The organism is Pseudomonas sp. RG1 (assembly GCF_025910115.1).
Lineage (GTDB): Bacteria > Pseudomonadota > Gammaproteobacteria > Pseudomonadales > Pseudomonadaceae > Aquipseudomonas > Aquipseudomonas atacamensis.
Window position 1 is genome coordinate 54,642 of sequence record NZ_JAPCIK010000002.1, and the last position, 13,801, is coordinate 68,442.

General features: G+C 61.6%; 10 protein-coding genes and 1 tRNA gene. 9 read left to right on the top strand and 2 right to left on the bottom strand.

Annotated features, from left to right (window positions below):
• The first annotated feature begins 82 nt into the window (after window positions 1-82).
• From OK411_RS01960 to pgaD, 6 genes are all read left to right on the top strand, one after another.
• Complete coding sequence (locus tag OK411_RS01960) at window positions 83-718, top strand: NADH:ubiquinone oxidoreductase subunit N (RefSeq protein ID WP_071174014.1); 636 nt, start codon at window positions 83-85, stop codon at window positions 716-718.
• A gap of 249 nt (window positions 719-967) precedes the next feature.
• On the top strand, window positions 968-2,473 hold the full coding sequence (locus OK411_RS01965; RefSeq protein ID WP_016772258.1) for a YdgA family protein: 1,506 nt from the start codon (window positions 968-970) through the stop codon (window positions 2,471-2,473).
• Window positions 2,474-2,710: 237 nt separating this feature from the next.
• A complete protein-coding gene (gene pgaA / locus OK411_RS01970) occupies window positions 2,711-5,191 on the top strand; it encodes a poly-beta-1,6 N-acetyl-D-glucosamine export porin PgaA (protein WP_264364330.1) in 2,481 nt (826 codons plus the stop codon).
• A gap of 12 nt (window positions 5,192-5,203) precedes the next feature.
• Entirely contained in the window at window positions 5,204-7,201 is a 1,998-nt protein-coding gene (gene pgaB, locus OK411_RS01975) for a poly-beta-1,6-N-acetyl-D-glucosamine N-deacetylase PgaB (protein WP_024011127.1), read from the top strand.
• Window position 7,202: 1 nt separating this feature from the next.
• On the top strand, window positions 7,203-8,558 hold the full coding sequence (pgaC, locus tag OK411_RS01980; protein WP_056786973.1) for a poly-beta-1,6-N-acetyl-D-glucosamine synthase: 1,356 nt from the start codon (window positions 7,203-7,205) through the stop codon (window positions 8,556-8,558).
• Window positions 8,555-9,085 (top strand): poly-beta-1,6-N-acetyl-D-glucosamine biosynthesis protein PgaD, encoded by a 531-nt coding sequence (gene pgaD / locus OK411_RS01985; RefSeq protein WP_016772255.1) that lies wholly within the window; start codon window positions 8,555-8,557, stop codon window positions 9,083-9,085. Before pgaC ends, pgaD begins: the two co-directional genes overlap by 4 nt.
• 39 nt (window positions 9,086-9,124) lie before the next feature.
• Here the strand turns inward: pgaD and OK411_RS01990 are convergent, their stop codons facing one another.
• A complete protein-coding gene (locus OK411_RS01990) occupies window positions 9,125-10,648 on the bottom strand; it encodes an FAD-dependent oxidoreductase (protein WP_264364331.1) in 1,524 nt (507 codons plus the stop codon).
• Window positions 10,649-10,787: 139 nt separating this feature from the next.
• On the opposite strand from OK411_RS01990, the gene OK411_RS01995 reads away from it, so the two are divergent.
• Together OK411_RS01995 and OK411_RS02000 are read left to right on the top strand one after the other, a co-directional pair.
• On the top strand, window positions 10,788-11,348 hold the full coding sequence (locus OK411_RS01995) for a YbhB/YbcL family Raf kinase inhibitor-like protein (RefSeq protein ID WP_016772253.1): 561 nt from the start codon (window positions 10,788-10,790) through the stop codon (window positions 11,346-11,348).
• Window positions 11,349-11,394: 46 nt separating this feature from the next.
• The gene (locus OK411_RS02000; protein WP_264364332.1) at window positions 11,395-11,664 is read left to right on the top strand and encodes a hypothetical protein; all 270 of its coding nucleotides are present in this window, start codon (window positions 11,395-11,397) and stop codon (window positions 11,662-11,664) included.
• Between the two features lie 77 nt (window positions 11,665-11,741).
• Here OK411_RS02000 and OK411_RS02005 read toward each other — a convergent pair.
• Window positions 11,742-11,818, bottom strand: a tRNA-Arg gene (locus OK411_RS02005).
• A gap of 433 nt (window positions 11,819-12,251) precedes the next feature.
• On the opposite strand from OK411_RS02005, the gene gabD reads away from it, so the two are divergent.
• On the top strand, window positions 12,252-13,694 hold the full coding sequence (gene gabD, locus OK411_RS02010; protein WP_024011131.1) for an NADP-dependent succinate-semialdehyde dehydrogenase: 1,443 nt from the start codon (window positions 12,252-12,254) through the stop codon (window positions 13,692-13,694).
• The last annotated feature ends 107 nt before the right edge of the window (window positions 13,695-13,801 follow it).

The window sequence follows — 13,801 nt, forward strand, 5'->3', positions numbered from 1 at the left end:
TGCTTTGAAGTGTTGGAGGGGCGCCCCATGCCAAGCGCTCCTGCAATGCACATTGCTCGTGCTGGCCCAGGGGAAACCAATAATGAAAAACCCTTACGCTCTCGGCTTCTGGTGCGCTCTGGTCGCACTGGTGCTGCTCTCGGCCACGTATTTCTACGGGATCATGCTGGCCCACCAGATCGATACGGCGATGATCTTCCTCGACAGCGCCGTTGCGCTGATCGCGGTGATGGCGATCGTCGTCGTCGCGTGGACCTCGATTCAGCTGCAACGGGTCAAGAAGCGCCAGCTCGAACGGGGCAGGATGCTCGTGCTGATCTGGGACACCAAAGTCGCCCTGCGCCGGGTCGAAACGGTGTTCGACCGCTACTTCTGGGGCAGCTACTGGCAGCCCGGGCGAACCTTCGCCGAAGTCATGGGCGAGCTCACCGGCACGCCGCTGGAAAAAAGCCTCGAAGCCCTGAAGAAGCAATGCCTGGAACTCGACAAGCAGATCGCCGATGACGGCTGGCACTGGCTGAACAACGCCCGCGAGCTGTCCGACGTCGCCACGGCCATGGCCCGCGAACGCTATCAGCTGGATTTCTGCGATGTGCGGGCGGATACCACCGGCGGAGCGGTGATCGATCGCGACTTTGAAGTGCTGGTGTATACCTGGACCGCTCGGCTGAAGAGCTTTGATCATCAGCTGGATGAAATCGAGGTTCAGTATTCCTGAAATCAAAAGATCGCAGCCTTCGGCAGCTCCTACAGGACAATCGGATTGCAAATGTAGGAGCTGCCGAAGGCTGCGATCTTTTTGCTCTCCCAAGTGTCCATAGACACTCTTTAACCTTTAAACATTGGGCCGTCGTCCGCGCCCGGTGCTAATCTCCACCGCTTAATTGCGCACAGTCGAGCCGTGACCCGATCCCGGGTTCAAGGAAGACGACTTCATCCACAGCCACGGAAACCGATCAGGTCATTCATGAATAAATCAGCAGGCGTGCTTCTCGGAATTGTTGTTGCCATTGGCGCGATCAGCGCAGGCGGGGCCTGGTACACCGGGACCAAGATCGAAGGCGTGCTGAACAACGCCGTGACCAACGCCAACAAAGAGTTGCAGACCGCCATGGCCGGCTCCAACGGCACCGCGTCGCTGGAACTGGTGTCGCTGGAACGCCACACCTTCACCAGCACCGCGCACTATCGTCTCAAGGGCGAGGGCGAGATGTTCGGCGATGCGCCGGTCGAGCTGCTGTTCGTCGACCACATCGAACACGGCCCGCTGCCGTTCTCGCGTCTGGTTTCGCTGAAGTGGCTGCCGGTCATGGCCACCAGCAACTACGAGCTGGAAAAGAGCCCGTCCACGGAAAAATGGTTCGCCGCCACCAACGGCGCCGCGCCGCTCAAGGGCGTCACCAACATCGGTTACGATGAATCGACCACCAGCACCCTCAACCTGGTGCCGTTCGAAACTGCGCTGGATGAGCAATCGAGCCTGAAATTTTCCGGTCTGAGCATGGACATCGCCGCCAGCGCCCAGGCGCAGAAAGTCAAGGCCGACGGTTACATGGACAATCTGAAACTGGTCACCGTGTCGGAAGACCAGGCGCCGGTGCAGGTCGAGCTCAACGGCCTGACCCTGGCCAGCAACCTCGCCAAGAGCAGCTACGGCTACTACACCGGGGAAAACACCCTGGAAGTGACCAGCAGCAAAACCACCTTCGGCGCCAAGCCGATGGTGCTGGGCGTGAAGAACTTCGAAATGAAGAACCGCACCGAAGAAAGCGGCAGCAACGCCTCGGGGCGTGCCGACTACAAAATCGGCGAAGTGACGCTCAACGACAAGAAAGTCGGTTCGGCGGCCATGGCCATGAGCCTGAAGAACCTCGACATTCCGTCGACAATGTCGCTGATGCAGATCTACCAGACCAAATTGCAGCCGTACGAAAAAGCTGCCGCCGAGGCCGCTGCGCAGGGGTTGCCGGCACCGGAGCTGAATCTGACCGAAGCGGAAAACGCCCAGGTCAAAGCCGATCTGCAGAAGTTGCTGGCGGCCGGCCCGCAACTGGCGCTGGAGAATCTGTCGTTCAACACCGCCAACGGTGAAAGCCGCGCCAATCTGGTGATCGACCTGACCAAGCCGCAATCGATGGACCTGCCGCCGGATCAACTCGGCAAGCAACTGATCGCGCTGCTCGACCTGAACATTCAGGTGTCCAAGCCGATGCTCGTCGATCTGCTCAGCGTGCAGGCGCAACTCGATGGCCAGACTGACGCCAAAGCCATCGTCGATCAGTCCAAGGAAGCGGCGGACATGTTCGCCGGCATGGCGGTCGGCTCGCAATTGGCTGTCGCCGACGGCACCAACGTGGTGACCAAACTGCATTACGCGGCCAATCAGGTCGAATTCAACGGCCAGAAGATGACCGTCGAGCAGTTCATCGGCTTCCTTATGAGCAAGTTTGCCGGCGTCACCCAAGAGCAATAAACCCAACCGCGCGCCCTCCAGACGCCCGGCCCCTGTGTAAACAGGCGCCGGGCGTTTTGCTGTACGGGTTTTGTACAGACAGGCCGATTCTGAACAATTATTGCGTTATGAAATTTCGACTACGCTTGCGTGCAGACTGCCTCACCAAGCTTGGCCGAGGGCTGTCATCGTCGGCCACCGTTACGAATGGGCAAGGAGGGCATTGCGACCCGGCTGGCCATGTAAGGATGCTGACAAATGCCGCGTATTGATGGCCCTGTATTACATCGTGGTTTGCGCCCTTTGTTCCGATTCGCCCTGTGCAGCCAGTTGCTCTGGCCAGTGCTGGCGTTGGCCGACACACCCTACGACGAGATGGTGCGCGATGCCCGCGCCGGGCACTACACGCCTGCGCTGACGGTTTTGCGTCAGGTGCCGCCGGGCCAGGCCAGCGACGGCCAGGTCAGCGATCACCTGCAAATCGCCAGTTGGGCCGGGCTCGATGCCGAAGTGGTCAAGGTCTATGAAACACAAGGTCGCGACCGCGTCCTGCCGGTGCAGGCACTGACCGCCGCCGCGCGTGCCTATCGCAACCTCAAGCGCTGGGATCAGGCTACCCAGGTCTACAACAAGGCGCTGGCGCTGGAGCCGGACAACGCTGACCTGCAACTGGGCCTCGCGCTGACTCAGGCCGATGCCGGCAAGCCCGATCAGGCCGTCACCCGCGCCCAGGCGCTGGTCGCAGCCAAACCCGACGATCCGTCACGCCGCCTGGCCTTGGGCTATGCCCTCGGCCGCGCCGGCAAACAATACGATGCGCTGTTTGAATTCGATCAAGCCTTCATCCGCGCCGGCAACAAACCGGAAGTCGCCCGCGAGTACGTGGTCGCCCTGCAAAAGGCCCGTCTGCCTGAACCGGCGCTGCGTCTGGCCAGTCAACGTCCCGGTTTGATTGATCCGGTGACCTTGCGCCGGCTCGAAGGCGATCTCGCCGCCGAACGCGTGCGCCTTGCCGAACTGGCCACCCGCAGCGAAAAGGAACGCTATGTCATCGCCGACCGCGCGCTGGCCGATTACGACAAACTGCTCGCAACCTGGACCCCTGACGCCACTGCCCACGATGACGTGACGCGCTGGCGCATCGACCGCATGGGCGCGCTCAAGGCCCGGGCACGCACTGCCGACGTCATCAGCGAATATCAAAAGCTGCAAGCCGAGGGCGTGGAGATTCCGACTTACGCCCTGCGTTGGGTGGCGGCGTCTTATCTGGATCAACGCGAGCCTGAGATTGCCACCGATCTGTATCGCCAGGTGCTTTCGGCGCCGGACGCCGATGTCGGTGATCGTCTTGAGGACACCACTGCGCTGTACTACTCGCTGCTGGAAAGCGACCGCGCCGACGAAGCCCGCAAGGTCGCCGAGGACGCAGCGAAAGCCCAGCGTCCGCGTGTCGAGCTCAAGGGCTTGCCGATCGGCAACCCCAACGACGAATGGATGGATGCCCAGCAACTCGCCGCCCAGGCCGGTACCTACGGTTCCGATCTTCCGCACGGCGAAGAGCGCTTGCAGACGCTGGTCGATCAGGCACCGGGCAACCTTGGCTTGCGTCTGGCCCAGGCCGATCTCTACCTCGCCCGCCAGATGCCGCGCCGCGCGGAAAGCCAGCTCAAGGAAACCGAGAGCATGGCGCCGCGCGATGCCGGCCTGGAGGTCGCTCAGGCGCGCACCGCGATGGAGTTGCAGGAGTGGCGGCAGAACGATGCGCTGGTCGACGACGTGGTTGCGCGCTATCCGGACAACCGGCAGGTGCAGCGCCTGGCTCGCGAACGGGAAGTGCATGACATGGCCGAACTGCGTGTCGAAGCCTACGGCGGCAAGGCCAACGGTGGCGGCAGCAGCGATGCCGGTCCGGTCAGTGGCAGCCGAGATTTCGGTATCCAGAGCACCCTTTACAGCCCACCGATCAACGAAGACTGGCGGGTGTTTGCCGGCGCCGGTTATGCCACCGGTGATTTCGCCGAAGGCACTGGCCACCATCGTTTCCAGCGTGTCGGCCTGGAACGGCGCACCCGTGACATGACCCTCGAAGCCGAGGTGTCGAATCACGATTACGGCTTCGGTGACAAACAGGGCGCGCGCCTGGCGATTGCCCGCGACATCAATGATCACTGGCAATACGGCGGCAGCCTCGAATACCTCTCGGCGGAAACCCCGCTGCGCGCGCTCAACAGCGATATCAAGGCCAACGGCGGCAGTGCGTTCCTGCGCTGGCGCGCCAACGAAAGCCGCGAGTGGCGCGTGTCGGTCAGCCCGTCGCACTTCAGCGATGGCAACAACCGCGTCGAAGCCTTGGTGACCGGGCGCGAGGGCATCTACACCGCGCCGAACATTCAGGTCGACGCCGGCCTGGAAGTCGGCACCAGCCACAACTCGAAATCCGACGACGTGCCGTACTTCAACCCCAAGTCGGACTTCAGCGTGATGCCGCTGGTCAACGTCAATCACGTGCTCTACCACCGCTACGAGACTTCCTGGAGCCAGCAATTCCAGGCCGGCGCGGGCACCTACAGCCAGCGCGACCACGGCACCGGCGGCATGGCATTGCTCGGTTACGGCCAACGGTACGCCTGGAACGACGTGTTCGATGTGGGCGGCATGTTCAGTGTGATCAACCGGCCTTACGACGGTGATCGGGAAACTGATCTGCGTCTGCTCGTCGACCTCACTTTCCGCTTCTAGAAGAGTTTGAAGATGCCTTTTATCTCGCGTTTCATCCTTCTGCTGGGAGCGCTGCTGGTCAGCGCCTGCGCCCAGCAAGCCCCGGCCTTCGCGCCGCCCTCCGAGCGCCCGGTCGCGGCCAGTGAACAACCGTGGCCAAAAAACCATGTGCTCGGCATTGCCTACCACGATGTCGAAGACCGTGATCCCGATCAGGCCGTGGTGGCGGTGCGCACCGAGCGCATGATCGAGCAGCTCGCCTGGCTGCGCGAGAACGGCTACAAACCAGTGACCGTCGACCAGATCATGGCCGCGCGCAAGGGTGGCCCGGAGCTTCCGGCGAGAGCGGTGCTGCTCAGTTTCGACGACGGTTATGCCAGCTTCTATACCCGCGTGCTGCCGGTGCTGCGCGCCTACAACTGGCCAGCCTTGCTGGCGCCGGTGGGCACCTGGATCGACACGCCGCTCAATCAACCGGTGGATTTCGCCGGCACGCCGCGTAACCGTGACAACTTCCTGACCTGGCAGCAGATCCGCGAAATTTCCAAGTCCGGTCTGGTAGAGATCGCCGCTCACACCGATGCCAACCACAAAGGCATCCTTGGCAACCCGCAGGGCAACCTGCAACCGGCCGCCGCGACCCGGCGTTATGACCCGGTGACCAAGCGCTATGAATCCGAAGCCGATTTCCAGGCACGCATTCGTACCGACGTGAAGAACATTTCCGAGAAGATCCGCAAGGCCACCGGTTACAAACCACGGGTCTGGGTCTGGCCGTACGGCACCGCCGACGGTACCTCGCTGACCGTGGTCGGTGAGGAGGGCTATGAAATGGCCCTGACCCTGGACGACGGCCTCGACACCCTCGATAACCTGATGAGCGGGCCGCGCTTTCTGGTCGCCTCCGATCCTGACGGCGAGCATTTCGCCAACAGCATCGTCTCGGTGCAGGCCGAAGCGCCGATGCGCGTGGTGCATGTCGATCTCGACAACGTCTACGACCCGGACCCGGCCCAGCAGGACATCAACCTCGGCAAACTGGTGCAGCGCATGGCTGACCTCGGCGCCAGCACGGTGTTCCTGCAAGCCTTCGCCGATCCCAAGGGCGATGGTCTGGTGCACTCGCTGTACTTCCCCAACCGTCACTTGCCGATGCGCGCCGACCTGTTCGACCGCGTCGCCTGGCAACTGCGCACCCGTGCCCACGTGAAGGTCTTTGCGTGGATGCCGGTGCTGAGTTTCGAACTGGATTCGAAGCTGCCGCGTGTAACCCGCTGGGACCCGAAAACCGCCATCACCTCGGTCGATCCGAAGCAGTACAAACGCCTGTCACCGTTCAATCCCGAAGTGCGCAAGATCATCGGTGAAATCTATGAAGACGTGGCGCGGCTGACCTCGGTCGACGGCATTCTCTATCACGACGATGCGGTGCTCTCGGATTTCGAAGACGCCAGCCCGGATGCCTTGAAGGCCTATGCCGCTCAAGGTCTGCCGGGTTCGATTGCCGCGCTGCGCGACGATCCGGCGGCGATGCAACGCTGGACGCGTTTCAAGAGCCGCTACCTGATCGACTTCACCAACGAACTGACCGCCAAGGTCCGTGCGATTCGCGGCCCGCAAGTCCTGACCGCACGCAACATCTTCGCTGAACCGATGCTCAACCCTGAAAGCGAAGCGTGGTTCGCGCAGAACCTCGATGACTTTCTCGCCACCTACGACTGGACGGCGCCGATGGCCATGCCATTGATGGAAAAACAGACACTGGCCGAGTCCGGCCCGTGGCTGGAAGAACTGGTCGCCACGGTGAAGAAACGCCCCGGCGCACTCAACCGCACCGTGTTCGAATTGCAGGCGCGTGACTGGAACCAGAAGGATCAGGCCGATATCGACGCCGTGCATCTGGCGGACTGGATGGGCCGGCTCAAGCGCCAGGGCGCGACCAGTTTCGGTTACTACCCGGACAACTTCCTCGACAACCTGCCAGACCTGAAAACCGTAAGGCCTGCACTCTCCAACAAATGGAATCCATAACATGCTGGATAGACTGTTAGCCCTGCTTGTTCTGGCGATTGTCCTTGGCGTTCCGCTGGGGCTGATCTTCCTCGTGACCGGCCAGTTCCTGATGTCGTTCGTGTTCTTCTACCCGCTGTTCATGTCCGGGTTGTGGATCGCCGGCGGTCTGTATTTCTGGCTGCACTGGGAGCGCCACTGGCCATGGCAGGACGACACGCTGCCGCCGCCGCTGGAAGGCGAGCCGCTGATTTCGATCCTGATTCCTTGCTACAACGAAGGCGATAACGCTGCCGATACCATTTACGCGGCGCTGGCCCAGCACTATCCGAACATCGAAGTGATCGCGATCAACGACGGCTCCAAGGACAACACCGCCGAAGTGCTCGATGCGCTGGCCAAGGAAGATCCGCGACTGCGGGTTCTGCATCTGGCGGAAAACCAGGGCAAGGCGGTGGCTCTGCGCATGGGCGCGATCGCTGCGCGCAGCGAGTATCTGGTGTGCATCGATGGCGACGCCTTGCTGGCGCCGAACACTGCGGCTTATCTGGTCGCGCCGATGCTGGATAACGCACGTCTTGGCGCAGTGACCGGCAACCCGCGGATCCGCACGCGTTCGACCTTGATCGGGCGGGTGCAGGTCGGCGAGTTCTCCTCGATCATCGGTCTGATCAAACGTACGCAACGGGTGTTCGGGCGTATCTTTACCGTCTCCGGCGTGATCGTCGCGTTCCGCCGCACCGCGCTGAACCGGGTCGGCTACTGGAGCCCGGACATGATCACCGAAGACATCGACATCAGCTGGAAGCTGCAACTGGATCACTGGAGCATCTTCTATGAACCGCGCGCGCTGTGCTGGATCCTCATGCCGGAAACCCTCGGTGGCCTTTGGAAGCAGCGTCTGCGCTGGGCTCAGGGCGGCGCCGAAGTGTTGTTCAAGAACATTCGCGGCATCTGGCAGTACCGCCATCGCTACCTGTGGCCGCTGCTGTTCGAATACTGCCTGTCCACCGGTTGGGCGTTCACTTTCCTGCTGTCGGTGATTTTCTGGGGCATGGGCAAGTTCATGGTCATGCCCGACGCGATCGCCGTCGATCACCTGATGCCGCCGGCCTTCACCGGTCTGTTGCTGGCGTTTGTCTGCCTGGTGCAGTTCGCTGTCAGCATCATCATCGATCGGCGCTATGAACCGGGTCTGGGCAAGACCATGTTCTGGGTGGTCTGGTATCCGCTGGTGTTCTGGCTCGTCAGTCTGCTGACCACCCTGGTCAGCTTCCCCAAGGTGTTGTTCAGCCAACACAAAAAACGCGCGCGCTGGGTCAGTCCTGATCGGGGTATCAAACCGCTGGGCGACGACCAGGAGGAAGTCATCAAATGAAAATTATCCGGACTCGCCAACGGCCCTTTCTGGTGGTGATCGACGTGATCCTCACCGTCCTGGCCTGGGTTGGCCTGCTGTTCCTGCTGGTACGCGGGTTATGGCCATTGATCGAAACCAGCGGCGGCCCGCGCATCGATCATTCGGCGTTCGATGCCTTGGGGACTCTGCAGGTTTATATGTGGGTGGCGCTGGTCAACGCGGTGATCCTGATCGGTTGGGCGCGTTACCAGCAACGCAAAAGCCGCAGCTTCGCCCAGCGCCGTTTGCCGTCGCCGGTGATTGGTGATGAAGGTCTGAGCAAGAGTTTCAAGCTGTGCGACGAGCGTTTCCAGAAACTGCGCACGCCGGGGGTGATGACCATTCATAACGATCAGGACGGCGACATCAGTCATGTAGAAACGCATTTGTGGCCGTTACAGCAGCAAGCATTACCGGCGCCGCTGGCACCCCTGGAGCATCCACGGGTGATCTTTCTGCATGCCGAAGAAGACGACAGTCGCGAGCCGGTGAAACGCCTGACCTGACCTCCACACGGCCTGTGTAGGAGCTGCCGAAGGTCGTTGTCAGGCCTGGATCAGCGTCCAGGCCTCTTTCATTTGCAGAGGTTGCTTCATTCGCTCGGCCAGCAGCGCCATTGCGCGTTGCTTGTCGCAGGCCACCGCCGCGACGACGATGCCGTCTTTTGCAAACAGGCCAATGAACGGCGGCTGTTCCGGCTCACCGCTGAACTCGACCTGGTCCCATTCCTGCGCGTGACCGAGATAGTTGTAGTTCTTGCCAAAGTGGTAGGTCCAGAAAAACGGCACATCCAGATAATGTTCCTCGCCACCGAGCATGTTGGCCGCAGCGATGCGCGCGTGTTGCTGGGCCAGGCGCCAATGCTCAATGCGGGTTGGCTGGCCGTTCAACGGAAACGTGGCGATATCGCCGATGGCCCACAGGCCACCGCTGACGCGCATGCCGTCATCGACACGCAAGGATTGGTCTTCTTCCTTGGGCAATGATTCGAAAGGTTCAGTGGCCGGGTGAACGCCGACGCCGGCGAGAACCAGATCCGCTGCCAAGCGCAGACCGTTGTCGAGCAGCACGCCCTCGACCTTGTCCTCGCCAAGGATCTGCGTAGCCTCGTGTTCGCTGATGAACTTCACCCCGTGCTCTTCGTGCAGGGCGCGAATCGCCTTGCCCACGGCCTCGCCGAATTGCTTGGCAAACGGGACTGCGTGGCGTGCCAGCACGGTGACGTCGAGGCCGAACTCGCGCAGGGCCGACGCGCATTCGAGGGCAATAAAACTGTCGCCGATGATCACCGCGCGCTGGCCCGGTTGAGCGGCGTTGATGATCTGTTCAGCCTGGGTTTTCGAACGCAGGACGAAGACGTTGGCCAACTCGGCACCAGGCAGCTTCAACGGATTGGGCGCGCCACCGGTGGCGAGTACAGCGGCGTCGTAGCGCAGGATGCCGCCATTGTTCAGATGGAGTGCTTTGCCTGGGGCGTCGAGTGAAGTCACTTCGCTTTGTACGCGTTCAATGCGTTGCGCTTGATAGAACGCCTCATCGCGCAGCGGCGGCACTTCTTTCGACGACATCTCCCCGGCGAGGACAAATTTGCTCAACACCGTGCGGTCGTATCCGGCACCCGGTTCGCCATCGACCAGCACGATGCGCCCGCCAAAACCCTTCTCCCGCAGGGCCGCCGCGCAAGCCGTGCCCGCCGCCCCGGCGCCGACCACCACGAACGTTCTTGGGTCGTCAGCGGGCGGGGTGTGCGGATCGGGCAGGGGCTGGTCATCGACCCAGACTTCATCGCCGCGCAACTCCAGCGGATAGCGCTTGAGACTGTCCAGCGATGGCGGCTCGCACAGGCCGCCGTCCTCGGCACGGTACGCGGCTTTGTGCCAGGGGCAGATCAACCTACCGTGACACAACGCCCCCTCGGCCAACGGCGCCCCGGCGTGTGGACACAGGCCCTGAAAAGCCCGCAACTCGCCGTTGGCGCGCAGCAGGACGATCTTGCAGTCGCCGATTTCGACTTGCAGGCCACGGTCTTGCGGGACATCGGCGAAGCGGGCGACACGGTGCAGGGACATTTTCGGCTTCCTCGCAGGCATTTCTCTTGTGAGTTGGCGGCGCCGCGCGAGGTTCAGCCATTTGCTACTGCCAAGGCACGAACGGTACAGCTATAGTTTGCGGGCCGACGACGGCCTCACTGCACAAGGTGCTCCCGGAATGACCCGATTGACCTCTCTCAACCCATGGCTGGCGGCCATCGCCGTGACCCTTTGCGTGCAGTTCCCGGCACAGGCCCAGGAGCGCTTCACCCTGAGCATCCCCGGCGTGTCGGATAACCGTCTGTTCACCTCGGCAGCGGCAAGTGACGCACCCGGTTGCGGCGGCAAGAACCAGTCGCCGGCGCTGAGCTGGAACGCCGGCCCGGCCGGGACCCAGAGCTACGCCATCGTCATGCACGACCCGGATGGCCAGAAAGGCCTGGGCGTGGATCACTGGATTCACTACGGCATCAAACCCACCACCCACCAGATCGCGGCCGGCGTCGGTGCCAAATCCGCCCTCGAAGGCGTCGGCGGCACCAACAGCAAAGGCAACACCCACTACATGGGCCCGTGCCCGCCAGTGGGCGACAGCGCGCACCACTACATCATCCAGATCTACGCCCTCGACCTCGCCCCGGACGCCCTGCCTGCAGGCCTGACCCGCGCCGAGCTGATGGAAAAAATCAAAGGCCATGTGCTGCGTAATAGCAGCGCGGTGCGGCGTTATCACCGCTGAGGCTCGGCCGCTCACGGGCGGCTGACTGCCCTGATTCCCCAGCCATTTGGCATTGCCCCGCGAAAACGCGCACTATCGAGCCATTGCCAATGCGCTGGAGGACACCGTGGCAGCAAAAATCGACCGCATCGCCCAGCTACTCAACTGCCCGGAAAAGGGCGAACAAATGCGGCGTGCAGTAACCGAGACACGTAAGGAATTTCTGCTGAATCAGCCGGAAGAAGACCTCGTTGAAGAAGACGAGGTATTTGACGAGGCTGAGGAGGAGGGGAATGACGACGATGAATATGACGAGTTTGACTGGACGACGGAGTGACGTCGTTCCAGCGATCTTGTCATCGCCCACAAAAAAGCCCCGGACCATCACAGTCCGGGGCTTTCTCGTTTGATTCATGGTGCACCAGGCGGGATTCGAACCCACGACCCCTGCCTTCGGAGGGCAGTACTCTATCCAGCTGAGCTACTGGTGCAGCGGGCGACATCATACCTAGGTCGGCTCGGGGCGTCCATGCCGGGTTTGGCGGGTTTTGTCAGTGTGCGTGTCGGCACAAAATCGCTGCATTCCTTAAAGCGGTAACGTCCTGCAAAACCCTCGCTTGGCGCTTTGCCGGGGTTGATCTAAGGTTTTTCCTGCGGCAAGGGTTTTCGGTACGTTGATCTGAAAAACGGCATTTTTGTTCTTTTTTTCGAACGACCTATTGTCCTTTACCCCCTTTGAACCTACGATCCGTTTGAGATTTCAAACGCTCTTTGGCGGGATGTTGCAGCGCAGGTGCGCCCGGTCGTGCACTGTTGATGCGCCACAATCCGCTCACTGATTTCCCTGACGGCAGCCTTGCGAGGCGCCTTTCTACAATCATAATTTGCTCCGCGCAGGCCGCGGTGCTGTTAAGGAAAGCCGACATGCAGCTTAAAGACACCCAGTTGTTCCGCCAGCAAGCCTTCATCGATGGCGCTTGGGTCGATGCCGACAACGGTCAGACGATCAAGGTCAACAACCCGGCCACCGGCGAAATCCTCGGCACCGTGCCGAAGATGGGCGCCGCTGAAACCCGCCGTGCCATTGAAGCTGCTGACAAAGCGCTGCCGGCCTGGCGTGCGCTGACCGCCAAAGAGCGTGCCGGCAAGCTGCGTCGCTGGTTCGAACTGATGATCGAGAACCAGGACGACCTCGCGCGCCTGATGACCCTCGAGCAAGGCAAGCCGCTGGCCGAAGCCAAGGGCGAAATCGTTTACGCCGCATCGTTCATCGAGTGGTTCGCCGAAGAAGCCAAGCGCATCTACGGTGATGTGATTCCAGGCCACCAGCCGGACAAGCGCCTGATCGTGATCAAGCAGCCGATCGGCGTCACCGCTGCGATCACCCCGTGGAACTTCCCGGCGGCGATGATCACTCGTAAGGCCGGCCCGGCGCTGGCCGCCGGTTGCACCATGGTGCTCAAGCCAGCATCGCAAACTCCATTTTCCGCTTTCGCCCTCGCCGAACTGGCTCAGCGCGCGGGCATTCCGGCGGGTGTGTTCAGCGTGGTGTCCGGCAGCGCCGGTGACATCGGCAGCGAGCTGACCAGCAACCCGATCGTGCGCAAACTGTCCTTCACCGGCTCGACCGAAATCGGTCGCCAGTTGATGGCCGAATGCGCCAAGGACATCAAGAAAGTCTCGCTGGAACTGGGCGGCAACGCGCCGTTCATCGTGTTCGACGACGCCGATCTGGATAAGGCCGTCGAAGGCGCGATCATTTCCAAGTACCGCAACAACGGCCAGACCTGCGTCTGCGCCAACCGTCTGTACATTCAGGACGCGGTCTACGATGCGTTCGCCGAGAAGCTGAAAGTGGCGGTGGCCAAACTGAAGATCGGCAACGGTCTGGAAGACGGCACCACCACCGGCCCGCTGATCGACGAAAAAGCCGTGGCCAAGGTTCAGGAACACATCGCTGATGCCGTAAGCAAAGGCGCCACCGTACTGGCGGGCGGCAAGGCGATGGAAGGCAACTTCTTCGAGCCGACCATTCTGACCAACGTGCCGAAAAACGCGGCCGTGGCCAAGGAAGAAACCTTTGGTCCGCTGGCGCCGCTGTTCCGCTTCAAAGACGAAGCCGAAGTGATCGCCATGTCCAACGACACCGAATTCGGTCTGGCTTCTTACTTCTACGCTCGTGACCTTGGCCGTGTGTTCCGTGTCGCCGAAGCGCTGGAGTACGGCATGGTCGGCGTCAACACCGGGCTGATCTCCAACGAAGTCGCGCCGTTTGGCGGCATCAAGGCTTCGGGCCTGGGCCGTGAAGGCTCCAAGTACGGCATCGAAGACTACCTGGAAATCAAATACCTCTGCCTGGGCATCTAAGCCGGGGAAAGGGATCGCTGCAAACGCAAAGGGCACGAGAGCGCTGTCCCTTTGCGTCGTTTCAAACAGGAATTTTCTCTGCGGCCAGGAACGCCGTGGCAGTCGAT